This window comes from Dyadobacter sp. 22481 (assembly GCF_052044875.1).
In the GTDB taxonomy this organism is placed as follows: domain Bacteria; phylum Bacteroidota; class Bacteroidia; order Cytophagales; family Spirosomataceae; genus Dyadobacter; species Dyadobacter endophyticus.
Genome location: NZ_JBQENV010000003.1, coordinates 662,975 through 685,179, shown reverse-complemented (window position 1 = coordinate 685,179; position 22,205 = coordinate 662,975). Strand labels below are relative to the sequence as shown.

The 22,205-nt window shown below is 48.7% G+C and carries 24 protein-coding genes; 17 read left to right on the top strand and 7 right to left on the bottom strand.

Going from position 1 to position 22,205, the window contains the following annotated elements; genetic code table 11:
- The first annotated feature begins 186 nt into the window (after positions 1–186).
- The 4 genes from ACTJJJ_RS21640 (at position 187) to ACTJJJ_RS21625 (ending at position 3,741) form a co-directional block, all read left to right on the top strand.
- Positions 187–474 (top strand): hypothetical protein, encoded by a 288-nt coding sequence (locus ACTJJJ_RS21640; protein WP_188935535.1) that lies wholly within the window; start codon positions 187–189, stop codon positions 472–474.
- Between the two features lie 130 nt (positions 475–604).
- Complete coding sequence (locus ACTJJJ_RS21635; RefSeq protein WP_440703003.1) at positions 605–2,140, top strand: MFS transporter; 1,536 nt, start codon at positions 605–607, stop codon at positions 2,138–2,140.
- 41 nt (positions 2,141–2,181) lie between these two features.
- Entirely contained in the window at positions 2,182–2,436 is a 255-nt protein-coding gene (locus tag ACTJJJ_RS21630) for a DUF6814 family protein (RefSeq protein WP_188935531.1), read from the top strand.
- Between the two features lie 123 nt (positions 2,437–2,559).
- Positions 2,560–3,741, top strand: a complete 1,182-nt coding sequence (locus tag ACTJJJ_RS21625) for an acetyl-CoA C-acyltransferase (RefSeq protein ID WP_440703002.1) — start codon at positions 2,560–2,562, stop codon at positions 3,739–3,741.
- 3 nt (positions 3,742–3,744) lie between these two features.
- Here ACTJJJ_RS21625 and ACTJJJ_RS21620 read toward each other — a convergent pair whose 3' ends face one another.
- Positions 3,745–4,248 (bottom strand): GtrA family protein, encoded by a 504-nt coding sequence (locus ACTJJJ_RS21620; RefSeq protein ID WP_188935527.1) that lies wholly within the window; start codon positions 4,246–4,248, stop codon positions 3,745–3,747.
- A 227-nt stretch (positions 4,249–4,475) separates the two neighbouring features.
- Here ACTJJJ_RS21620 and ACTJJJ_RS21615 point away from each other — a divergent pair, with 227 nt between their 5' ends.
- Complete coding sequence (locus ACTJJJ_RS21615; RefSeq protein WP_440703001.1) at positions 4,476–5,024, top strand: hypothetical protein; 549 nt, start codon at positions 4,476–4,478, stop codon at positions 5,022–5,024.
- Here the strand turns inward: ACTJJJ_RS21615 and ACTJJJ_RS21610 are convergent, their stop codons facing one another.
- Genes ACTJJJ_RS21610 through ACTJJJ_RS21600 form a run of 3 tightly spaced genes read right to left on the bottom strand, consistent with a single transcriptional unit; the run spans position 5,025 to position 8,210 of the window.
- Positions 5,025–6,035 (bottom strand): SMP-30/gluconolactonase/LRE family protein, encoded by a 1,011-nt coding sequence (locus tag ACTJJJ_RS21610; RefSeq protein ID WP_440703000.1) that lies wholly within the window; start codon positions 6,033–6,035, stop codon positions 5,025–5,027.
- 60 nt (positions 6,036–6,095) lie between these two features.
- Entirely contained in the window at positions 6,096–7,625 is a 1,530-nt protein-coding gene (locus tag ACTJJJ_RS21605) for an alpha-amylase family glycosyl hydrolase (RefSeq protein ID WP_440702999.1), read from the bottom strand.
- A 9-nt stretch (positions 7,626–7,634) separates the two neighbouring features.
- Positions 7,635–8,210, bottom strand: coding sequence for a Maf family nucleotide pyrophosphatase (locus ACTJJJ_RS21600; protein WP_440702998.1), 576 nt, complete (start codon positions 8,208–8,210; stop codon positions 7,635–7,637).
- A 200-nt stretch (positions 8,211–8,410) separates the two neighbouring features.
- Between ACTJJJ_RS21600 and ACTJJJ_RS21595 the strand changes: the two genes are divergently transcribed.
- Positions 8,411–8,875 (top strand): MarR family winged helix-turn-helix transcriptional regulator, encoded by a 465-nt coding sequence (locus tag ACTJJJ_RS21595; protein WP_188935521.1) that lies wholly within the window; start codon positions 8,411–8,413, stop codon positions 8,873–8,875.
- Between the two features lie 52 nt (positions 8,876–8,927).
- Entirely contained in the window at positions 8,928–9,536 is a 609-nt protein-coding gene (locus ACTJJJ_RS21590) for a YceI family protein (protein ID WP_188935519.1), read from the top strand.
- A 94-nt stretch (positions 9,537–9,630) separates the two neighbouring features.
- On the opposite strand, the gene ACTJJJ_RS21585 is transcribed toward ACTJJJ_RS21590, so the two are convergent.
- Entirely contained in the window at positions 9,631–10,080 is a 450-nt protein-coding gene (locus ACTJJJ_RS21585) for a type I restriction enzyme HsdR N-terminal domain-containing protein (protein WP_188935517.1), read from the bottom strand.
- Positions 10,081–10,131: 51 nt separating this feature from the next.
- Here ACTJJJ_RS21585 and ACTJJJ_RS21580 point away from each other — a divergent pair, with 51 nt between their 5' ends.
- The 6 genes from ACTJJJ_RS21580 (at position 10,132) to ACTJJJ_RS21555 (ending at position 13,754) form a co-directional block, all read left to right on the top strand.
- Positions 10,132–10,905, top strand: a complete 774-nt coding sequence (locus ACTJJJ_RS21580; RefSeq protein WP_188935515.1) for an AMP nucleosidase — start codon at positions 10,132–10,134, stop codon at positions 10,903–10,905.
- Positions 10,906–10,989: 84 nt separating this feature from the next.
- Positions 10,990–11,361, top strand: a complete 372-nt coding sequence (locus ACTJJJ_RS21575) for a globin domain-containing protein (RefSeq protein WP_188935514.1) — start codon at positions 10,990–10,992, stop codon at positions 11,359–11,361.
- A gap of 48 nt (positions 11,362–11,409) precedes the next feature.
- Entirely contained in the window at positions 11,410–11,751 is a 342-nt protein-coding gene (locus ACTJJJ_RS21570; RefSeq protein ID WP_440702997.1) for a type II toxin-antitoxin system HigB family toxin, read from the top strand.
- A 2-nt stretch (positions 11,752–11,753) separates the two neighbouring features.
- Positions 11,754–11,957 (top strand): helix-turn-helix domain-containing protein, encoded by a 204-nt coding sequence (locus ACTJJJ_RS21565; RefSeq protein WP_188935512.1) that lies wholly within the window; start codon positions 11,754–11,756, stop codon positions 11,955–11,957.
- Positions 11,958–12,055: 98 nt separating this feature from the next.
- Positions 12,056–13,471 carry a CCA tRNA nucleotidyltransferase gene (locus ACTJJJ_RS21560; protein WP_188935510.1) on the top strand — a complete coding sequence of 472 codons (1,416 nt, stop codon included), beginning with the start codon at positions 12,056–12,058 and terminating at the stop codon, positions 13,469–13,471.
- A gap of 85 nt (positions 13,472–13,556) precedes the next feature.
- A complete protein-coding gene (locus ACTJJJ_RS21555; protein ID WP_188935508.1) occupies positions 13,557–13,754 on the top strand; it encodes a hypothetical protein in 198 nt (65 codons plus the stop codon).
- 38 nt (positions 13,755–13,792) lie between these two features.
- Here ACTJJJ_RS21555 and ACTJJJ_RS21550 read toward each other — a convergent pair whose 3' ends face one another.
- On the bottom strand, positions 13,793–15,073 hold the full coding sequence (locus tag ACTJJJ_RS21550) for a DUF2851 family protein (protein WP_440702996.1): 1,281 nt from the start codon (positions 15,071–15,073) through the stop codon (positions 13,793–13,795).
- Between the two features lie 123 nt (positions 15,074–15,196).
- Between ACTJJJ_RS21550 and mtgA the strand changes: the two genes are divergently transcribed.
- A complete protein-coding gene (mtgA, locus tag ACTJJJ_RS21545) occupies positions 15,197–15,883 on the top strand; it encodes a monofunctional biosynthetic peptidoglycan transglycosylase (protein ID WP_426295730.1) in 687 nt (228 codons plus the stop codon).
- Positions 15,884–15,903: 20 nt separating this feature from the next.
- Here the strand turns inward: mtgA and ACTJJJ_RS21540 are convergent, their stop codons facing one another.
- The gene (locus ACTJJJ_RS21540; protein ID WP_440702995.1) at positions 15,904–17,430 is read right to left on the bottom strand and encodes a hypothetical protein; all 1,527 of its coding nucleotides are present in this window, start codon (positions 17,428–17,430) and stop codon (positions 15,904–15,906) included.
- A 305-nt stretch (positions 17,431–17,735) separates the two neighbouring features.
- Here ACTJJJ_RS21540 and ACTJJJ_RS21535 point away from each other — a divergent pair, with 305 nt between their 5' ends.
- From ACTJJJ_RS21535 to ACTJJJ_RS21525, 3 genes are all read left to right on the top strand, one after another.
- Positions 17,736–18,770 carry a T9SS type A sorting domain-containing protein gene (locus tag ACTJJJ_RS21535; RefSeq protein ID WP_426295728.1) on the top strand — a complete coding sequence of 345 codons (1,035 nt, stop codon included), beginning with the start codon at positions 17,736–17,738 and terminating at the stop codon, positions 18,768–18,770.
- A gap of 33 nt (positions 18,771–18,803) precedes the next feature.
- Complete coding sequence (locus ACTJJJ_RS21530; protein ID WP_440702994.1) at positions 18,804–20,438, top strand: hypothetical protein; 1,635 nt, start codon at positions 18,804–18,806, stop codon at positions 20,436–20,438.
- Positions 20,439–20,522: 84 nt separating this feature from the next.
- A complete protein-coding gene (locus tag ACTJJJ_RS21525; protein ID WP_440702993.1) occupies positions 20,523–22,157 on the top strand; it encodes a hypothetical protein in 1,635 nt (544 codons plus the stop codon).
- Positions 22,158–22,205 lie beyond the last annotated feature (48 nt).

The window sequence follows — 22,205 nt, the reverse complement described above, 5'->3', positions numbered from 1 at the left end:
GCAACAGGCGATGATTTTTTTTCTGGCTGGCAATTTCAAGAGGTTTTTACATTTTACCAAATCATTATTTTTGTAGTGTCAATTATTGATGAAATCTTTCGGCAGGAAAGAAGATATGGTAGCGGAATATTTTAATAATTTAGGTCGTACGTTTTTAACATTGAAAACATTTAACAAAAAACTGTCATGATACGCGAAAGTGGAGAACTGGCCTTTGCTGACATCAGCGAGGCGATTTTAGAACCAGCTGTTTTCCCTGACTACCAAGGGAGCACAAAAAAGACCCGTCCGGTAGCGCAAGATCCTTATGGAGATGATGACGACGAAGATGAGGATTTGGATGAGGAAACCGGCGATGAAAAGGTCATCGACGAGTTTGATGAAGATATAGATGATCGCGAAATAGTTATCGAAGACGGTGACGAACTCCTTAGGAGACTCGACGATTTCGACGATGATGACGACGATTTTTGAGAACCATTTAAGAATTAATACCTGCCTCTGGATCATTTCCAGGGGCGTTTTTATGTGGAACTTATGAGTAATGAAATGCGGGTTGTGACTTATTCACCTAAATTGTTCAATTCCTCACCTTTCCTAATCCATGCGTTCCACCGAATCCAATGTTACACAAAGCATTACGCAGGTAATCGCTGCTTCTTCCTTAGGTACATTAATTGAATGGTATGATTTCTACATTTTCGGCAGCCTGGCGGTCATTATCGGCCAACAGCTCTTCCCGAGCGATGCCGGTGCCTCTGCGCTGATCAACACACTCGCGATCTTTGCTGCGGGTTTCATTGTGCGGCCTTTTGGCGCTTTGGTATTTGGCCGCCTGGGTGACCTTATCGGCCGGAAATATACATTTCTGCTGACCCTCGTGCTGATGGGCGGCTCCACATTCCTGATCGGCCTTATTCCTTCCTATTCCAGCATTGGCTATGCCGCACCCATTCTCGTGCTAATCCTTCGCCTGGTGCAGGGGCTGGCGCTCGGGGGCGAATACGGGGGCGCGGCCACCTATGTAGCCGAGCACGCGCCCGTAGGTAAGCGGGGCTTCTTTACCAGCTGGATCCAGACGACCGCTACGCTGGGCTTGTTCCTTTCATTGGGGGTGATTGTCCTGGCTAAAAACATTCTGGGCGCAAAAAACTTTGCCGACTGGGGCTGGCGCATTCCGTTCCTGGTGTCGATACTGCTCGTGGTCGTGTCTATTTATATCCGGATGAAGATGCATGAGTCGCCGGTTTTCTCCAAACTGAAAGCCGAAGGGAAAGTCTCCGCTAACCCTTTGAAAGAAAGTTTTCAAAAGAAGGCGAATTTCAAGATGGTGCTTGTAGCATTATTTGGTGCCACAATGGGGCAGGGTGTAGTATGGTACACCGGGCAGTTTTACGCGCAATCTTTTCTCGAAAATACCTGCAAGCTCGACTTCAACGAATCGCGGTACATTCTGCTGTGGGCAATCATTTTCGCGACGCCGTTTTTTGTGATTTTTGGTTCGTGGAGTGATAAAGTGGGACGCAAATGGATCATGCTGACCGGTATGGCGCTCGGGGTGATCTGCTACCGGCCGATTTACCAATACTTTCTGGATGCCACGAACGTGAAAGAAATGCAGAAAACCATGCTCCTGAGCGAATCGGAGCCGGTCATCGAGCGCGCGCTGGTACCCGACAAGGCAGACTCCCTGATCACCACCACCGTCACAAAAACCCTCACAAACGGCATGACTTTCAAAGAATCGAAGGTTGAGGTTACCACCGAAGACGTGCTGGCCGAGGTTCCTGGTGTACAAACGGTGATCAAGGACGTGACGCTTTCCACGCAATCGTACATCATGGTGATTGCACTTGTATTCTTCCAGATACTCCTCGTAACGATGGTTTACGGCCCGATCGCCGCATTCCTTGTTGAGCTTTTTCCGACGCAGATCCGCTATACCTCCATGTCGCTGCCTTACCACATCGGGAACGGCGTTTTCGGGGGATTGGTACCGTTCATTGCTACATTAATCGCCTCATTCCAAGGTTCTACGCCGCTTTCGGGGCTTTGGTACCCCATCGGAATAGCAGCATTGTCGTTCGTAATCGGAGCGGTTTACATCGATAACCGCCGCGGTGACAATGTGATGGATTAGCTCTTTTAAAAGGCATTTGACATTTATATAACCAATACAAAATGAGTGGTTTAAAAAAAATACTAGGACTTCTCTGGATCGTACTCGGTCCGGCTATCATTATATTCCTCTTCATGCAGGCAGCCGATAAAATTGCCGCCGCTTCGGAAGGCATCGCCCGCACGAATACGATCCTGCAATGGTCGATCATCATCCTCATTTTCATTCCAATCTGCACCGGGCTGGTGATTTTCGGCTACTACGCCTGGAAAGGTGAGTATGATCATTTGCCGGAGAGTTCGGAAGAGTTGTCATGAGGGGCTAATTTTGAATGAGTGAATGAGTGAATAGTTTCTTTTGTTATTGTTAATATTGAACGTGAGTGGATAGTTACTCACCGGAAACATCCATACATTCAATCATTCATTCACTCATTCATCATGCAAACCGACACCTTCATCCTCTCCGCCGCACGTACGCCTATCGGCAGTTTTGGCGGGGTACTTTCTTCTGTGCATGCCGCAAAGCTCGGTGCGACTGCCATTCAAGGCGCAATTTCTAAATCTGGTATCGATCCCGCTTCGGTAGACGAGGTGCTGATGGGCAATGTTGTTTCCGCTAACCTTGGTCAGGCGCCGGCGCGGCAGGCTGCTATTTATGCAGGACTGCCTGTTTCGGTGATTTGCACGACGGTGAACAAGGTTTGTGCCTCAGGGATGAAGGCAACGGCTTTGGGCGCGCAGGCGATTCAGCTGGGCGACGCGGAAATTGTCGTAGCCGGAGGAATGGAAAATATGTCCCAAATTCCTTATTATTTACCAAAAGCACGTAATGGCTATGCCTACGGCCATGGTGAAATTGTCGACGGGTTGCTAAAAGACGGGCTCACGGATGTTTATGACCAGATCGGTATGGGCGTTTGCGGGGATAAGACAGCCTTGAAATACAACATTTCGCGGGAAGCGCAGGACGAATACGCGATCCGATCCTATCAGCGCTCAGCGGAGGCGACAGTGAATGGCTCGTTCGATAGTGAAATCGTAGCTGTTGAAATCACGTCGGCGAAAGGCGAGATAACCACGGTGCGTGAAGACGAAGAATACAAGCGCGTTAAATTTGAAAAAATACCGACACTGAAACCCGTTTTCTCCAAGGATGGAACAGTTACCGCGGCCAATGCTTCGACGATCAATGACGGCGGCGCTGCGCTGGTGCTGGCTGGCGGCAATGCGGTGAATGCCCGAAAGCTGAAACCCATCGCACGCATTGTCGCCTATGCGGACGCTGAGCAGGAGCCTGCCTGGTTTACGACTACCCCTGTGCTGGCAACGGAAAAAGTGTTGAAAAAAGCCGGATTGAAAATTTCAGACATCGACTATTTCGAAGTAAATGAAGCATTTGCGGTAGTCGCATTGGCCTATATTCAGGCGTTGAACCTGGATGTGGAGAAGGTGAATGTCTTCGGTGGCGCGGTGTCGCTCGGGCATCCGCTGGGAGCGTCCGGCGCGCGCATTATCACGACATTGCTATCCGTTTTAGAGAAAAATAATGGCAAATACGGCCTCGCTGCCATTTGCAACGGCGGGGGAGGAGCTTCTGCTATGATTGTCGAAAGGCTGTAACGGTCAGCGGATCAGGACTTTCAGTCGATTGTAAAAGCCGGTGCTTTTGAAAGTGAAGGTTTTGTGCAGAATGTAGTTGCTGATAAAGCTGAACCCCATCCCGATGACATAACAAACCATTTCGGTCACATTCACTTCCTTTTTGGCGAAGGAGAACTTCACTTTATAAACCTCCATGCCCAGGTAATCGACAAGTACTTTCGAAGATCCGATGGTGAACGCCCAGGTAATGAAAAGGGAAACCATGGATACCATGAGGAATTTTACCATTTCGCGGCGCGTCTGGTTGCTCTTGCGCGCGTCGAAAGCGAAAAGTTTGGTGAGGGTGAACCCCCAGAAAAAACCGATGATGTAGGAAGGAACAATGGAATCGCTCCACGAGATATTAAACCAATCCTGAATAAGACTACTGGAAACTAACTGGATCAAAGCACCGGTACCCGCAACAACAAAATAGGCTATGATATCTTTGGGATTGAAGATCTTGTTCTGCTTGATTTGGGTCACTGGTGTGTTAGTTTGATTGGAACGGCGTACCTGATTGAGGCCCCAATATTAGAAAGAAAATGGTCTGGAAACAAAACAGCACCCCCGATTTCGAGTAAATGGACTTTTGAGAAGCAGGGGTCATTTTACGTCAAGGATGATCGTTATCTTGAATTTATTCCTAAATTCTTTTACTTTAATCCCAATCTCGGCACGGGCCTGAGGCATAACTTTTAACGGAATTATCGGTGAAAAGACTTTCTATCATGGCGGCGATCGCCACTATTGCCGTCGCAACCTTCTCATGCTCCGCAGCATTGCAGCGGCGCTACGACCAACGCCACGGCGTTTCTTCATCGACTTCATCGACCGACCGCTCCTCGCGCGCTCCGGAGGGAACAAGGGATAGTCAAACGGCCGACCCGAATTATCGAAAGGATTACGACCGGGTCGTGGACGGTAATGGTTCGGCAGGAGGTGTTACTACACCCATAAGAGGTAATGCGGGTTATAATCAGCAGCTGCTCAACCAGTATACAGAAATGGACAAGCTTGCGGAAGTGGTTCTGTATGAATTGGATAATCTTGAAAACAAATACAATAACCTGCTCAACGAATACAAAAATGCCAAATCTTCGTCGCGGCAGGTGATGGCCATAGAACTCGACAGGATCAGTGACGACCGGCTGATGCTTTACAAAACTTACACCAACATTTACCGCAATGGCAAATCCGATTGGGCCAATGTGAAACGCGACGTCGATGCTACGCTCCGCGAATACAGGAAGAAAAACTGATTACCAGCCCGCGCCTTTCGTATTGGTTTTAATGCGGCAAACGTAGCCGTCTACCGTCATATATAATGTGGAGCCATCATTCCCCCAGGCGCAATTGGAGGTCAGTTCGCCCATTTCGATGCGGCCGAGCAACTTTCCGGCGGGGCTGATAATGAGCATGCCGCCCGGGCCGGACGACCACAGGTTGCCATCTTTATCAATTTTGAGGCCGTCGGGCAGGCCGGGAACGCCTCTTTTACCCATGGACGTGGCATCGTAAACCAGCTTTCCCTTGCCCGCATTGCCGTTCGCATCGAGCGGGTAAGCCATCCAGATCGACTTCTCGGGGTCGGATTGGGCAACATACAAAGTCTTACTGTCGGGTGAGAACGCGAGGCCGTTCGGGCGGCTGAGGTCGCTCACCTGCATACTCACCTTGCCGTCTTTATGAATGCGGTACACGCCGAATTGCGGGATTTCGCGGGTGGGGTCTTCGTGTTTTTTGGCAAGGCCGTACGGCGGATCGGTGAAGTAGTAATCGCCGTTGCTGTGCTGCACCACGTCGTTGGGGCTGTTGAAGCGCTTGCCTTCGAAATTATCTGCCAGCGTAACTTTTCCACCAATATTTAAAGGCATGGCCGAAATGCGGCGGTCGCCGTGCTCGCAGGAAACGAGGCGGCCTTTGTTGTCGATAATCAGGCCGTTGCTGCCAGGTTCGTCACTGTAAACGCCGCGGCCGGTATAGCCCGATGGTTCGAGAAATATGGAAAGACCTTCCTTCTCATCCCATTTGTAAACCTTGTTCTTCGGAACGTCTGAAAACAGCAGGTAACCGCCGTCTTTAACCCACACCGGCCCTTCCGACCACTCGAATCCCGAAGCTAACACTTCAATTTTAGCGTCTTTGGACAACAATTTTTCGAATGAGGGATCTTCATAGACGATCTTGCCCATCGTAGGGTAGGACTTTTGCGCCATAGCAGTACAGGTCAGAAGGAGGATCAGACAGGTGGAAACAATACCGGATTTCATAGGGAATGCGTTTGCAGTACCGACAACGATTTAGCAATAAAGAACCGGTGCGGTACTTCCCTACTGCTTTTCGCCAGTGCGGGTATTGCCCGCCGGTGCCAGAATGATACTCGAATGTGCGGATAACCGCTTCGTCGTCAGATTCGTCTCATGCAATGGATCAGTCGAGAACAGCACTTGGGTAAACAGCGATTTATCTTCGGGTATTGTTAATTCACTTTCGGTATCTCCGAGATTATGAATGATAACGAGCGACCGGTCGACGTGCGGGCGGAAATAGGCGAGCAGCCGATCGTCCCCCAGGCGCACGGGTTGCAGGTTGGGCGCAAGGATCTGGTTCAGCGCGGGCTCGCTTCTGCGCAGGTGTATGAGTTTTTTGTAATGATTGAAAACAGAATTTAAATCGCCGGTCTGTTCCGAAAGGGGCGCCACTGTTTTCAGGGTTGTAAATTCCGGCGTGATCCAGTTGGTCAATTGCGGATCGTCGGGGTCGGGTGCCCAGAGGAAAGGCTCGCGAATGTAGGGATCTGGCTTTTTCCCCAGCATCCCAATTTCTTCCCCATAGTATAAATAGGGCTGGCCCGGGAGTGTAAGCAGAATACTGGCGGCAAGTTTGATCTTTTCGATATCGCCGCCTACAACGCTCCCTATCCGCTCCTGGTCATGGTTGGTAAGCATAATCGCATTGACAAATAGCGGGTTATATTTTTGGAACAGATTAAAACTCGCCTGTAATTTGTCGATGATCTCCTCATCGCGCCCGGCCAGGAGCATACGTTGCAATGCAAAGCTGAGATCGAAATGAAAAGTAGCATTCAAGTTGCGGAAATAGGGGGCTACCTCTTCGGTTTCGGCCCATACTTCGGCTACTGTAAATGCACCCGGCTTTACTTCTCCCACGATTTTTGAAAAAAACTCCCAGAAACTAGTGCTCTGCTCCTGATCCCATTCGGGGTAAATATGCCTGGCCGCGTCGAGACGAAACCCATCCACACCCACGTCATTCAACCAGAAACGGATAATTTTAGCGATTTCTTCCCGCAATGCCTCCGAATGATAGTTGAGGTCGGGCATGCCTTTGTAAAAAAGGCCGTAATACTTCTCGTCGTCACCGGGGTTCTTGTGCCATGGGTAGACAACCTGCGAATCGTCGGAGGTTTCCCGTTCAGAAATACCAAGGTGATCGATCTGATCTTCGTTCATCCACCAATAGAAGTGCCGGTAGGGATTGTCCTTGCTTTTGCGCGCTTCCTCGAACCACGGATGCAGTGTGCTGGTGTGGTTCACGATGAGGTCGAGGTAAATGGCGATCCCGCGCTCGTGCGCACCCGCGAGCAGACGCTTGAAGTCGACCATCGTGCCATATTCGGGATCGATGGCGTAGTAGTCGGTGACGTCGTATTTGTGGTAGCTTGGTGAAGGATGGATTGGCGTGAGCCAGATCGCCTCGATACCCAGATCGGCCAGGTAATCCAGTTTGGAAATAATGCCGTTCAGGTCGCCGATGCCGTCGCCATTCGAATCGCAGAAAGAACGGACGAATATCTCATAACAAACTTTCGGGATACTGGCTGACCTGTCTGCAAACATAGCGGGGCATTAATGAAAATGCGGTTTCAATAGCTGGTAAACGACCTGGACCGGCAAGCCCATAATCGTGTAGTACGACCCTTCGATTTTCTCTATCCCGACCATCCCTATCCACTCCTGGATGCCATAGGAGCCAGCTTTGTCGAAGGGTTTGTATTGCTCAATATAGTGGTTGATTTCCCAATCTTCCAAGTTTCGGAAATAAACTTCTGCTATATCGGCCACGGTTTGAATTTCACCATCCGACAACAGGCTCACCGCTGTCACAACCTTGTGGCTTCTGCCTGAAAGCATCCGGATCATCCGGAAGGCATCTTCCTGGTCGGCTGGCTTGCCGAGAATGTGGTGGTCGGCGATCACAACCGTGTCCGCCGTCAATACCAGGGATTCGGGGCTGTGGCCACGGAACTGCTCGGCTTTTTCCCGTGAAATATAACCTGCTACCGCTTCTGCGGGTAACTCCGCAGGGTAACTTTCATCGGTGGGAAGCACTTCAACGGCGAATTCAAAGCCAGCTTCGTGTAGTAATTGTTTTCTTCTGGGGGAGTTGGAGGCGAGGATCAGCGGTTTTTTTAAAGGGATCATGTCAGGTGGTTGTCATGGGTAGTCAGGTGTTGTCCTTGGTAGTCAAGTTTTGTAATTGACAATCAGTGACTTAGTTGTGTTTCTCTGTCCTTTGATAAATTTTTTTGAAATATTTTTTACCTGACTGAACTATTTCTTCACCAATAGATGTTTTTACATTAAATGTATATACATCATTATTGCATTTAACCCGATTGACTATGTCTATTGAAACTGATATAAAGCAAAAAAAATTTCGAAGCCCCTTCCAAAAGCTGGCATTAAACCTGGTGTATACCACCAAGTGGCTCGAATATAAGCAGCTGGAATCTTTCAAGGAGCACGACATTACGCCACAACAATATAACGTGCTGAGGATTCTGAGAGGACAGCAGGGCAACCCGATCAAGGTGAGCGATATTACGGAGCGCATGCTCGATAAGAGTTCCAACACGTCCCGGCTTGTGGACAAACTGCTGGCGAAGAACCTTGCCAAGCGGACGTCGTGTGAAAGCGACCGCCGCGCCGTGGATGTCGTCATTACCGAAGAAGGGCTCGACCTGCTGAAAGTGCTGGACCCGTTTATTGAGGATTGGGAAAACCGTTTCAATATTATTTCCGAAGCGGAAGCCGAGCAGATCAGCGCATTGCTCGACAAGCTGCGGGAAAACGAAAATCAAGCTTAGAACACAATTAACACAAATCCATAATTCACTTTAATTTTTAATCAAAACTACAATGAAATCAATTAAATTTTTTGTCGCATCTCTTGCAGTAGCGTTGTTTGTATCTTCTTCTGTTTCAGCAGACAATGGTAAAAAAGCCACCAGCCTGAAAGTGAATCCTGCTAAAAGCGAACTGACCTGGGTGGGTAAAAAAGTTACCGGCGAGCACACAGGTAAAATCACCTTGAAAGAAGGAACGATCACGTTGGACGGCGCTAAATTGACCGGCGGTAAATTCGTTGCCGACCTGAACAGCATTACTTGTACTGATCTTACCGACAAAGAATACAACGGTAAACTGATCGGACACTTGAAATCCGACGATTTCTTCGGCGTTGAAAAACACCCTACTGCAACTTTCGTAGTGACAAAAGCTACTCCAAAAGCAACCGGTGTTTACGATGTAACCGGCGACCTGACGATCAAAGGCATTACCAAACCGGTAACTTTCCCTGTAACCGTTAAAACTACTGCTACTGGTGCGGAAGCGACTGGTACACTCGTTGTTGACCGTTCGAAATACGACATTAAATACAACTCGAAATCATTTTTCGATAACCTCGGCGACAAAATGATCCATGACGATTTCTCTATCGACGTGAAATTGGTTGCTGCAAAATAATTACCCGCAGGCGGTTGCCTGGTATCAACCGTCGGCATTTGTATGACCTGAATGTTAAAAGAACCTGTCTGTATTGGACAGGTTTTTTTTGTGGTCAGGAATTGAAATCGCGGTATTGGGGGAAATCGTCCATGAAATGGATTTGCCCGTTCACAGCCTGGAAGCAATAGTGTGCCATTCCGTTGGTAACTGCCAGGTATTGAGGCTGTAATGTGAAGTTATAACGACTGATCTGCGCGAAAGTGGCGTCTGAAACACTAACGAACGGGGCTTTGCATTCGACCAGCAGGAATGGCAATGCATTGTTGGAAAGCACCATGATATCGGTACGCTTGGCGAGCGTATTGTATTGTAAGCCAGTCTCTATCGCGAAAAGCGATTTGGGATAGCCATAATGCGTGATGAGCAAATGGATGAAATGCTGGCGCACCCATTCTTCGGGAGTGAGCGTTACGAATTTCCTGCGGATGATGTCGAAAATATGCGGTTTCCCGTTTACCTGCTTAACTTTGTAGGCGAATCCGGGAAGGTTCAATGATTCCATGAACGAAGATAATCAACCCCTGTTGCCTTCACCAACAAACCTGCTAATTTCATGACCACCAAAGAACAGATTGTCGAAAACTGGCTCCCACGCTATACGGGTACGCCTGTGGAGGAGTTTGGAAGCTACATCCTGCTGACCAACTTCGGAAATTATGTGACCATGTTCGCCGAAAAGTTCGGGGTGGAAGTACGGGGACAGGGCCGCGCCATGCAAACCGCGACAGCGAAGGATATTACCATTATCAATTTCGGGATGGGTAGCCCTATGGCTGCTACCGTAATGGACTTATTATCCGCCATTAATCCAAAGGCTGTGTTGTTTTTGGGTAAATGTGGTGGTTTGAAGAAAACACAGGTAGGTGACCTGATCCTCCCGATCGCCGCTATCCGTGGCGAAGGTACGAGCGATGACTACATGCCCTCTGAGATTCCGGCATTACCGTCCTTCCGTTTGCAAAGTACCGTTTCGGCCGCCATTAAAAAGCAGAAGCTCGATTACTGGACCGGCACGGTTTATACCACCAACCGCCGCATCTGGGAGCACGACGACAGCTTCAAGGAATACCTGCGGGAAATCCGCGCGATGGCCATCGACATGGAAACCGCTACTATATTCATTGTAGGTTTCGCAAACTCCATTCCGCACGGCGCATTGCTGCTCGTTTCCGACAATCCACTGGTGCCGGAAGGTGTAAAAACCGAGGAAAGCGACAAAAAAGTGACGTCGAGCTATGTGAAACAGCATCTCGAAATCGGCATTGAAGCATTGACCGAACTTGCCCGCTCCGGGGAATCGGTGAAGCATATGCGTTTCGAGAACTGATAACAGTCATGATCGCTGTGGGAACCTGTGGCGGTAGCTTCGGAGTTGTAAAGTTGGCCGGTAGTGAATCCGGTAGCTAATTTTATGGAACAACAGTCATTATACGAGCGCATTGGCGGCGACGCCGCGCTGCGGCAACTCACCGATAAATTCTACGATCAGGTTTTTGAGCATGAGCTCATTTCCCGGCTTTTCAAAACGGACAAAGACCTGATCAAGGAAAAGCAGCGTCTTTTCCTCACCCAATTCCTCGGTGGCCCGCAACTCTACTCCGATGTGTACGGTCATCCCATGATGCGAGCCCGTCACATGCCCCACACCATCACCGAAGACGACGCCGTGGCCTGGCTGCAATGCATGGCATCCGCCGTGAGCGAATTGCCACTCAGCAAAGAGCTGAAAGATGAGTTGTTTGACCGGTTCCCGCGGACGGCGTTTTTTATGGTGAATTCCTGAAAAAGTTTATTCTACAAACCGTTACCCTTTCGATATTCTGACGTCTAAATGATGTTCCATGCCCCGGAACATTGTATTTTAGTAAACAGATTATCCATGAGGGTTTTCGTGAAACGCACACTGCAAAATTTTTGGGAAAAGCGCCCCGATTCGGAAGAGTATCTCCGGAAATGGTATGAGTTGGCGGTTAGGGCCGAATGGAAGTCGTCTGTTGATGTCAAAGAGGTTTTTTGTCATGTGAGTATATTGAAGGATAGTCGCATGGTGTTTAACATCAAAGGCAACAGTTATCGGTTAGTTGCTCGCTTCGAATTTGAGAGGCAGTTTATTTTTATTCGCTTTATCGGAACGCATCAGAAATACGACAAAATCGACGCAAATTTGATTTAATCATGCTTAAACCAATCGAAACAGAAGAGGAATTCGATCAGGCCCTGAAAAGATTTAATGAGGTCTTTGACGCGCCGATCGGTACGCCGGAAGGCGACGAAGCAGGTATGCTTGCTGATCTTATTGAAGCCTACGACAATGAGCATTATCCGATAGAGATACCGAAGCCGGTTGAAGCCGTCAAGGTTGGGGTGGAAAAAGTCTAGGTACCGGCACGTCGGGTCTGTACGCTTATTCGCGAATATCAATGGTTCAGTAATCCCCCCGCGCTTCATGTCGAACAAGAATTCCCTACCTTTGCGGCATGAATTTCAAAGAGCAATTGACACCATACCCCGTCCTGGAAAAAGTTGTCGCGGCAGCGAAGGAGCTGGGTGTGGAGGCATATATAATCGGTGGGTTCGTCAGGGACCTGATACTCAAAAGGAATAGCAAGGATATCGACATTGTTTCCATCGGCAGCGGCATCGAGCTGGCCGAAATGGTGGCCAACAGGCTTGGGCCGGATGTGCATGTGAGTGTTTTTAAGAATTTTGGTACTGCACAAATTCGTCAAGGCGACCTCGAAATTGAGTTTGTAGGCGCCCGGAAGGAGTCCTATCGTTCTGATTCCCGTAAGCCGGCGGTGGAAGACGGCACGTTGGCCGACGACCAGAACCGCCGCGATTTTACCATCAATGCAATGGGTATCAGCCTCAATGCAGGTACTTTTGGCGAGCTGGTCGACCCGTTCGAAGGCATGAGCGATCTTCGTAAAAGGATTATCCGCACCCCGCTCGACCCCGAAATTACTTTTTCCGACGATCCGTTGCGCATGATGCGTGCGATCCGGTTTGCGAGCCAGCTCAACTTCGATATTGAACCTGACACATTCGATGCGATTACTAAAATGAAGGAGCGCATCAGTATTGTGTCGATGGAACGGATTTCCGACGAGTTGAACAAAATCATCCTTTCCAAAACTCCTTCTTACGGTTTCAAACTACTTTATCACGCAGGACTGCTGGCCATTATTTTCCCCGAACTGGTAGAATTGCAGGGCGTAGAGCACATTGAAGGCAAGGGGCATAAGGATAATTTTTATCACACTTTACAGGTGCTGGATAATGTCTGCCAGGTTTCAGATGATCTCTGGCTTCGCTGGGCAGCTATTCTGCACGATATTGCCAAGCCTGCCACCAAGAAGTTCGATAAGCGTAATGGATGGTCGTTCCATAACCACGAGGAGGTGGGTGCGCGGATGGTACCGGTGATTTTCCGCCGGATGAAATTGCCGTTGAACGAGAAAATGCGGTTCGTGAAAAAACTGGTTAGGCTGCATTTGCGCCCGATAGTGCTTTCCAAAGAGGAAATTACCGATTCGGCGATGCGGCGTTTGCTTGTTGAAGCCGGTGAGGATATTGAGGCGCTGATGAACCTGTGCCGGGCGGATATTACCTCCAAAAATCCGGAGAAGGTGAGACGTTTCATCAGTAATTTCAACCTCGTAGAGCAGAAGCTCAAAGACCTGGAAGAGCGCGACAAGCTCCGCAATTTCCAGCCGGTCATTACCGGGGAAATGATCATGGAAGCATTCGGATTGAAGCCTGCACGGGAAGTAGGCATTATCAAGGAAGCGGTGCGCGAAGCGATCCTGGAAGGGATTGTTCCCAACGAATACGGTCCTGCCTTTGAATTCATGATCGGAGAGGGTGAAAAAATGGGTCTTAAGCGTGTGTAAGGCACATTTTTTATAGTAACCACGCCGTTGCCAGCGCATATTTAATATTTTTGCGAACTTTTTAATCTCCTCATAGACACTTTTCATGGAAAACGCTCAATTCAAACGTTTTTTCGGTTCGTTGCTCACCATTTTAGGTATTGCGGTATTGCTTTTCGCATGCGTCGCATTTTTATCGGACAAGCCCGTACTGGGCCTTACTGTTACCAAATGGGAATCGATCGTGCCATTCCTGGTGGGAACGGTATTTCTGCTGACGGGCGTTAACCTGGTCAAAGGCTAGGTGCCCCCGGCTAGGTGCCACTGGCTAGGTGCCCCCGGCTAGGAATCCCTGACGAGCGCAGCGCCTACCATGCATTCCAGGCACCGTCTTGGAGTACAATAATTGTTGAACCACTCAATCAATGCCTGCGAGTCCGCCGCGGTTTTCACGCGCATACCCAGCCTCGCCCACTCTCGGGTAATGCGATTGTCTTCGGCAGGTATCTCCGAAAGCCAGTAGATGGCTTTATCGAGCAGCTCGGGTTGTCGTCTTTGCCTGGAATAGGCGACAAGTAACGGCACTGCGGCATTGACTATCAGCAAGTGGGCGGCATCCGTACCCAGAACCGGCACTTGCGCTCTCGCTTTTTTTGCAAACAGGTAATGTTCCCGCCAATAGGCCGATTGCACGATCCGGAACAGTCCACGTACTTCATCGAAATGGTCGGAAACGACAAACCGGTTCAGAAAACCGCCGGTATTGCATAGTAACCGTGCAAATTGTGCCAGCCGGACCGTAGGAAAACCCGCGGGACGCAACCGGGCATATTTCCATTCGTGTGGTTGCATGATGTCGTCCGCTAACTTATACTTGGCGCTCAGAAACCGGAATTCCTGTTGAAGCTGACGAATATAAATGTCTTCCGAATCCACCGGGATGAGTCCGGAACAGCCAAACAACAATGCTTCGACCTGAATAAGGCGGTCGGTATGCTTGCGGATAATTTTCCAGGGAACAATCCCCGTAAGTCGCTGGAATGGCACATCGTTCAATTTGAACCCAAAATGCCGGCCAAGCCATTGGTAGGCTGTCTGCTCCCAGTCCTGCTGGTTTGTTTCGTTCAAATGCTGAATTTCCAGCGCCTTGCGTTCGAGCCTTTCTAGCAATACCCTATCCAGCATGGAATATTTGCAGATCTGCTCTACGTCACCAAACTGGCGGTTACAGGGAACAGTATCCTTTTCGTCGAGCAGGCAGCGGTACCTTTCCAAGATAGACGCTTTTACCAGCCCGTTCAGCGATAAGGTGGGAACGAATGTGCCATCGCGGCGCATGGCCGGTTGATCATTTTCCCAAACCACATGCAGGATCACACCATCGTAAGCACCGTTTTGCTCGTGGTCATGAAGGCGCCAGTCGGAAGCCTTTACATGGATTTCGACGCTACCCACCCACAGCACGCCGTCGATAGAAACGCGGGCTTCAGAAAAGTCAGGGCCGGCATCGGTATTGCGTTGGCCGGGGCGGAGAATGGACAGCGGCAGATTTTCGTCGGTAGCCAGCTCTTTCTTTTCGAAATACTGGAAGCGCCAGATAAAACTGAGTAAATCTTCATTCATAAACAGCGTAATTAAAATTTTGGCGATTAAGGCGCTTATTTCTTTGCCTAAACCTGATTAGTTTCTGTTCTTTGTACGCTGTTTTTGTTACTTGGTTTCTGTTTGTAGAAGTAAAAAAGTTTTATGCTCCGCCGTCTGCAATTTATTGCGCTCAAAATCTTCCTTGCTTTTTTTGTGATTTCAGTGGTTTGGGTGATTGTTTTGAGGTTTTTACCCGTTTGGGTGACACCTTATATGATTTCCCGGAAGATCGACGCGTTTGCCGATGACGAGGATACCGAGATCCATCATGACTGGGAGCCGTACGAAAACATTTCAAAAGAAGTTGCGCTGGCGGTGGTAGCGTCCGAAGACCAGAATTTTCCTAACCACTGGGGGTTCGACTTCGACCAGATTTACGATGCCATGACAGAGGATCGCAAGCGGGCGCGTGGCGCGAGTACCATTTCGCAGCAGGTCGCCAAAAATGTATTTCTTTGGCACGGCCGCAGTTACATCCGCAAAGGTCTGGAAGCCTATTTCACCGTGCTGATCGAAGTATTGTGGAGTAAGGAGCGTATTCTGGAAGTGTATCTAAATGTAGCTGAAATGGGGAAAATGACTTTTGGTGTCGAAGCGGCCTCGTTGCGATACTACAATAAGTCGGCGAAACGCCTTACACGCTACGAATCCGCGCGCATTGCCGCGGTGCTGCCGAACCCGATCCGCTTCTCGATTAAAAACCCTTCTGCGTATGTGAACAAGCGTACCAACCAGATCGTCCGCCAAATGCGGTATCTGGGCGGGCAGAAGTATCTGGCTGATTTGTAAATTACATTAACTACCCGCGGCTACGGCCGCTCCGCTTCTCTTGACGAACGCGGTGGGCTCTGCTGCCGGCTGGATGGCTGGCTGGCAGGGCGCGATGTTTCCGGACGACTTGGTGTTGGCACTGGCCTGGCGGCAGGTGTCTGCCGCGCCGGACGTTCGATGTTGGGCCTTGTTACTTCCGGACGGGGCGTTGGTGCAGGTCGCGTTACTTCCGGACGGGGTGTTGGTGCAGGTCGCGTTACTTCCGGACGGGGCGTTGGTGCAGGTCGCGTTACTTCCGGACGGGGTGTTGGTGCAGGTCGCGTTACTTCCGGACGGGGTGTGGGCGTAGGCCGCGTTACTTCTGGTCGGGGTGTTGGTGTTGGTCTTGAAACATCCGGTCTCTCTGGGCGCGTCGGTCGCTCGATATCCGGCCGCGTTACTCCCGGGCTAGGATTGACGGGCCGCGACGTGCCGGGTCTGGTGACATCTGGCCGACCGGTACCTGGCCGTGTAACGTCTGGTCGGCCATTATCTGGACGACCTGTTCCCGGACGGCCGCTATTGCCACTTCCGGGCCTCTCCACAGAAGGTCGCGTGTTGCCGTCACCAACTTCCGGCCTGGTAGTGCCTGGCCGGCCCGTCGACGGGCGGGTGATCATCGGGCGACCTGTTTTGTCAAAATTGGGGAGCCTTTCCCGCGTGGTAGGGGCTTTCGGGTTTCGTTTTACAAATAACGCGGAGCCCTGCCGTGCAGACGAGGGACGGGAATAAGTCGCGCGGTAATCGCCTCTTGTGTAGCGCGTACGTACCACTGCTGAGCGTGAGCGGAAGTTGCCGCCGTAATAATGTGTATGCCAAACCGGGTTGCGGTAGCTGGGCCAGCGGCGGAAATGCCCGTTGTAATAGTAATGCCAATGGTAGTGGTAGCCATAGTAATAATGCCAGTAGCGTGGGCGCCAGGAGCGCCAGTACGACGGATAGTAATTCCACCGCCACGGTGACCGCCAGACGACATATCTTGGTACGAAAATAAATTGAACTACCGGCCAGTTTGAAACATAATTGATATTCTGCTGTACAGCGGGCTGAACCTCCCGGTTTCCGCTATAACCGGGATTTGGCGTTTCAGAGACCGTTCCCGACTGTGAATTGGGTTCGATAATATAATCTTTCCCATATAAATCTTCATCGCCTATGAGCTGTATCCATATTTCACCATCGTCCTTCTTTTCGACGTAAAATGCCGCCACGTCCTGATCTTCCGTTTCGCTGACGGCCACTTTCAGGGTGATGGTGTGAAGGTTGCCGTCTACATTGTCTTCCACACGAATGTAATCGATCTGATTATCGCCGTTCAGGTCGAGGTTGTTGATCTCTGAATCTTCCTCATTCAGCTTTCGCTCGAAGCTTTCCAGCGTTTCCGATTCTTGGAAAAGCTTCAAAACCGCATACAGGTTCAGATTATCACCGGGAAGATCGAGTTTTTCGTCTTCGGCCTGGGCGAAGACCTGGTTGCCTGTCCAGAGCATTAATGCGGTCAGGATGATCAGAAGGAGATTTTTCATAGTTTGTTGTTTGAAAGCAATGTAGTGATTCCTGCCTATTTAACCCAAACCCCGTTCAGCATCACCTTGCTAACGTTCCGGGTAGCCTATATGTTCTTAAAGGATCGCCTTTTATCAGGATCAAATCGGCCTGTTTCCCTTTTTCAATACTCCCTAATCGGTCCTCCATGCTGACGAAACATTTAGCAAAGGTGATAAATACCGATAAGTTACCGTTTCCCACCTCAGGCTCAACAAATGATTTTGCTCTGGATCAAAGCTCGGAAATTTGATTTCTACTATATCAGTTATTTAACAAGCATACTATGAAAACAAGAAAAATGTGGCTCAGGCTCTTTGCACTGGCCGTGTTACTGGCGCCGCAGTTAGTACGTGCACAAAATGTGGGGATCAATATTAATGCGGGACAGCTCTCCATTCTGAATGGGCATCAGGGAATTATGGATGTTTACATGTGTAACAATGATCCTGGCGGGCTCTCTACTCCTTCCGATGCGGTTTCCGCGCTCGTCAGTTTCTCGACTAATTTGACGATACTGGGCGTAACGAAGCTGGACGGGACACCTCTGCCGGCTGCTGATTTTGGCATTGTATTTATTGACAACAGCAGCCAGGATAGTCATAATGTAAAAGTCCTTTGTAAAAAGCCACTTGTCGCATTCGATGATTGCGCTGAATTCCGCATTCTGGTGCAGGGAAATGCAGTAGGAACAGGTGCTGTTTCAGGTACTTTGTTGTTTGAGAAATTGCTCCAATCAAATAATCCAAACGATGATAACAGCGCATCCAGCATCCCAGTCATGGTCAATTTGCCGGTTACACTCCGGGATTTTAATGCAGAAAAAGTTGAAAGCAGCGCGGTATTAACCTGGTCTACCAGCGAAGAGACCAACAGCGACCGCTTCGAAGTTCAGCGAAGCACGAAGGGAAAAGAATGGATCCCCATAGAGTCGGTACAATCGGCTGGGGAGAGCACTACCATCCGATCGTATGAAGCCATTGACCGGAACCCTTTGAAAGGCGAAAACCTATATCGTCTGAAAATGATTGACAAGGACAGCAGTACCGCATTCAGCAGCATAAGGAGTGTGAAATTTGATGGTGCATCAGCTTTCGTGTATCCCAATCCGGTAGTAGACTATTTGTATCTGAACGATGATAATTGGGGCACGGTAACACAAGTAACAATTCTTGACAAGACCGGTCGACAGGTATACGTTTCCGGTAAAAAGCCTGAATCTAAAATTGATGTAAGATCGCTTGCTTCCGGCATTTACAACGTCAGGATTAAAAATGCCGATGGTTTGGAAAGCAATTATCGCATTGCGGTGGGTAAATAGTTTATGTTTCACGCATTATTCAACAGTAATAAAATGAAAGCGATTTTACCTTTACTTTTGAGCATCACGCTTCTCGGCTCGTTAGGTGTACATGCTCAGCAATTCTCGCCTACTACTGGAATGCCTTGTGCTAACTGCCATCCAGCAGGTTACTCGATGGTACATACTCCAAGTATTTCGGACGTATGGAGCCCCTCGGGTAGTCAGGTTGATAAATGGAATATTCAGGGGCCTCGTCTACCAGATCCTCCATCTGACTATTCCAAGGGTTTGCCTTTTGGTGGTGGCCAATATTCGTTTGTTACTTTGAAAACATCAGAAGGGGTTTATGACGACAGAGTTTTTTCCAATGTTAGTGGCTTCACGATTGGCCAGACTTATCAGCTTCATTACAGCGTCCTTTCTGCTAGCGTGCATTATGAAGCAGGAAACAACTCGCCCTATGGGGGATCTGGAACAATGGAAATTTTCACTACCGGACCAAATGCAGTAGAGATAGCATCACAAACCACCGACATTGACGCTTTTTCCAGGAATAAATGGATAACAAGAGTAATTACATTTGTGCCAACAAGTTCGGTACTTCAGTTTAAAATGACAGGTACAACGCCAGGGCTGTCGGCAGGATACATCAATTTTTCCATCGATAAATATCCTATTGATTGCATGCTACAAAATGTTCAGGTAGAGATAGGACAAAATACCTTTACCGCATTGTTCCCTACCAATACATTGAATTTATCGACTGTTAGTATTATAGGTGCGACTCCGTCAGCTGCAGAACTAGTTTGGAAGACAGGGCCGAATTCAACAGATCCAACTTTGACGGCAGAGGAAGCTTCCGCCATTCCAGTAGGCAATCTGGATCCTGCTAATTTAAAGTCATACTACGCCTTTTACTACGCTAAGGATTTCAATTGTTATAACGTGTCGGTGTCGGATGCCGAATTGAAGTTCATGTATACGCCCACACAAGTTCCTTTAAAACCTCAAACCAATGTTTTTCTTTCCTGCCCTGCGGTTACGGCCGATTTGACCGCGTTCGAAGAAAACCCCGTCACTCAGGTTCGATGGTTTAATAATAACACGCATTCTGGTCTACCCGTTTTCGATCCCAAAGCAGTCCCGCCGGGCGATTATTATGCATTTTATTATGAATGGCAGACTGGTGCTTACTCTCTAAAACCGGGCCAGGTATCCAACGCTCATGTGCACGTCGAGAGTGCCGTTCCAGCCGGAATACCTGACCTTGGTCCTTTATTAACTATCAATTCATTGATTTTTTCTCAAAACGGCAGTAAGGACTTTGTAGTGAAAATCCAGAATGGCAACGCTGAAAACAGCAATTGTTCAGTCTATTTCAAAGTTTCGAAATTACCGGGTTTTAATATCACGTACAGCACCCAGGCCGGGCAGTCCAATGGCATTAATACCAACAATGATTTTTGGACATTTTCGGAAAACGGCAGTTACATCACCGTAACCTCCAAGACCGGGATTGCGGGAAACGGTTACTCATATATCGGGTTCACGATTACGCGAAATGGCAGTACGCCGGATGATGCAAAACAAAATCTTTCTGTGACGATCCCTATCGCAGGCGGCGGAGGAGAGACTAACATCGGTAACAACCAAACCATCACCGGATTCATTACCACTAGTAATTAACCCGAATCAACCAGATAGCGTCCGCAGTAATGGTCTTAATGCGGACGCTGCGCAAATAATCATTCACACATTTAGATCCCTTTTATGAAAGCTATTCTATTTTCATGCCTCCTCCTTCTTTGTTCGCTGCTTGTAAGCGCGCAGCAGTTTTCTCCGACTACCGGTGTGCCGTGTGCTAATTGTGTGCCGGCTAATTATACTGCAATTGGTACTCCGTTCATATCTGACATTGATCATCCGGGCTTCGATGCGTCGTATAACTGGTACATTTACATGAGTGTGCTCGATAGTCCGCCGTCTACCTATTCACAAGGGTTGCCTGTTGGAGCCGGTAAAAATTCTTTCGTTTCACTTAAGACGTCGCAGGGAGCGGTAAATGACAAGCTTTATCTGGATGTAAGTGGTTTTGATGTCAACAAAACTTATATATTTAGATATAGCGTTTGTGGCGCGGCGCTTTATAAGGGGTCAACTTCTCTGCGATCGCCAGACGCGGAATCTGCAACGATGGAAATTGCTACCGTAGGGCAAAATCCTAATTTCATAATTGCAACGCAAACTACTGATTTCGTTGATCCGTTTGTTCAGCAACATTGGACAAAGAGGGTTATCACTTTCAAACCCGCTTCCTCAACGCTTAGGTTCAGACTTTCAGGTAAAACACCTGGCCAAACGCCTGGCTATGTCCATTTCAGTATCGATAAATACCCTTTTGACTGTCAGCTTCTCAATACGCAGGTTGAATTATCCAGATCGCTTATCGAAACCCCTTTCCCAAATGACAAACTGGATTTGTCGACGGTTGGCATTAAAAGCGCTACTCCACCCACTGCTGAGCTAGTTTGGAAAGCAGGCCCCAATTCAACAGATCCGACCTTGACACCGCAACAAGCAGCGAGTGTTGCGATATCAAATCAGGATCCGGCGAATGTAAAACCTTATTATGCATTTTATTACGCTAAGGATTTCAACTGTTATAGTGCATCGGTATCGCAGGCGGAACTGAAATTCAATTATGTACCTACGCAAGTCCCACTGACGAAAACATCCATCGCAGTTTCATGTGCAGATCCAAAGGGGAATCTGACCTCGGCATTAGAATATCCTGACGATGATTCGAGGGTAGTGTGGTTTAAAACCAACGACCACCAAGGTGAGGTTGTGTACAACGCTACACAAGTGGATCCCGGAGACTATTATGCTTTTTACTACAGTTTATCGAAGGGAGGTTATTCTTTGCCCGCCAATCAGGTTTCAACTAAACAAGTCACGGTCGGAAATCCAATCATGCCCGGCATTCCCGACCTGGGACCAACTATAAGCATCAACTCACTGTTTTTTTTAGCCAATGGTAGTAAAGACTTTACTGTTAAAATACATAATATCAAGGCGGAAAACAGTAATTGCTCCGTCTACTTTAAAGTTTCGAAATTACCGGGTTTTAATATCACATACAGCACCCAGGCAGGGCAATCCAATGGGGTACCTACCAACAATGATTTTTGGACGTTCGTGGAATCTGATAGTTACATCACCGTGACATCCAAATACGGAATTACTGCGAGTAATTACTCTGTCGTAGGCTTCAATATCACGCGAAACGCGGGCACGCCGGCTGGTGCAAAACAAAATCTGTCGATTACAATTCCCCAGCCCGGTGGTGGTGGCGAGACCAATGTAAGTAATAACCAAACTATAACGACATTAACGGCTGATTGATGGGCGTTAGCCGTAATGGTTAGGGAGAGATCCCGAAATGGTTTAGAA

Excerpts from the sequence above, each read along its gene's own strand:
- ACTJJJ_RS21640 (WP_188935535.1), top strand. The coding sequence starts at position 187 with ATGATACGCGAAAGTGGAGAACTGGCCTTTGCTGACATCAGCGAGGCG.
- ACTJJJ_RS21635 (WP_440703003.1), top strand. The coding sequence starts at position 605 with ATGCGTTCCACCGAATCCAATGTTACACAAAGCATTACGCAGGTAATC.
- ACTJJJ_RS21630 (WP_188935531.1), top strand. The coding sequence starts at position 2,182 with ATGAGTGGTTTAAAAAAAATACTAGGACTTCTCTGGATCGTACTCGGT.
- ACTJJJ_RS21625 (WP_440703002.1), top strand. The coding sequence starts at position 2,560 with ATGCAAACCGACACCTTCATCCTCTCCGCCGCACGTACGCCTATCGGC.
- ACTJJJ_RS21610 (WP_440703000.1), bottom strand. The coding sequence starts at position 6,035 with ATGAAATCCGGTATTGTTTCCACCTGTCTGATCCTCCTTCTGACCTGT.
- ACTJJJ_RS21605 (WP_440702999.1), bottom strand. The coding sequence starts at position 7,625 with ATGTTTGCAGACAGGTCAGCCAGTATCCCGAAAGTTTGTTATGAGATA.
- ACTJJJ_RS21600 (WP_440702998.1), bottom strand. The coding sequence starts at position 8,210 with ATGATCCCTTTAAAAAAACCGCTGATCCTCGCCTCCAACTCCCCCAGA.
- ACTJJJ_RS21595 (WP_188935521.1), top strand. The coding sequence starts at position 8,411 with ATGTCTATTGAAACTGATATAAAGCAAAAAAAATTTCGAAGCCCCTTC.
- ACTJJJ_RS21590 (WP_188935519.1), top strand. The coding sequence starts at position 8,928 with ATGAAATCAATTAAATTTTTTGTCGCATCTCTTGCAGTAGCGTTGTTT.
- ACTJJJ_RS21585 (WP_188935517.1), bottom strand. The coding sequence starts at position 10,080 with ATGGAATCATTGAACCTTCCCGGATTCGCCTACAAAGTTAAGCAGGTA.
- ACTJJJ_RS21580 (WP_188935515.1), top strand. The coding sequence starts at position 10,132 with ATGACCACCAAAGAACAGATTGTCGAAAACTGGCTCCCACGCTATACG.
- ACTJJJ_RS21575 (WP_188935514.1), top strand. The coding sequence starts at position 10,990 with ATGGAACAACAGTCATTATACGAGCGCATTGGCGGCGACGCCGCGCTG.
- ACTJJJ_RS21570 (WP_440702997.1), top strand. The coding sequence starts at position 11,410 with ATGATGTTCCATGCCCCGGAACATTGTATTTTAGTAAACAGATTATCC.
- ACTJJJ_RS21565 (WP_188935512.1), top strand. The coding sequence starts at position 11,754 with ATGCTTAAACCAATCGAAACAGAAGAGGAATTCGATCAGGCCCTGAAA.
- ACTJJJ_RS21560 (WP_188935510.1), top strand. The coding sequence starts at position 12,056 with ATGAATTTCAAAGAGCAATTGACACCATACCCCGTCCTGGAAAAAGTT.
- ACTJJJ_RS21555 (WP_188935508.1), top strand. The coding sequence starts at position 13,557 with ATGGAAAACGCTCAATTCAAACGTTTTTTCGGTTCGTTGCTCACCATT.
- ACTJJJ_RS21550 (WP_440702996.1), bottom strand. The coding sequence starts at position 15,073 with ATGAATGAAGATTTACTCAGTTTTATCTGGCGCTTCCAGTATTTCGAA.
- mtgA (WP_426295730.1), top strand. The coding sequence starts at position 15,197 with ATGCTCCGCCGTCTGCAATTTATTGCGCTCAAAATCTTCCTTGCTTTT.
- ACTJJJ_RS21540 (WP_440702995.1), bottom strand. The coding sequence starts at position 17,430 with ATGAAAAATCTCCTTCTGATCATCCTGACCGCATTAATGCTCTGGACA.
- ACTJJJ_RS21535 (WP_426295728.1), top strand. The coding sequence starts at position 17,736 with ATGAAAACAAGAAAAATGTGGCTCAGGCTCTTTGCACTGGCCGTGTTA.
- ACTJJJ_RS21530 (WP_440702994.1), top strand. The coding sequence starts at position 18,804 with ATGAAAGCGATTTTACCTTTACTTTTGAGCATCACGCTTCTCGGCTCG.
- ACTJJJ_RS21525 (WP_440702993.1), top strand. The coding sequence starts at position 20,523 with ATGAAAGCTATTCTATTTTCATGCCTCCTCCTTCTTTGTTCGCTGCTT.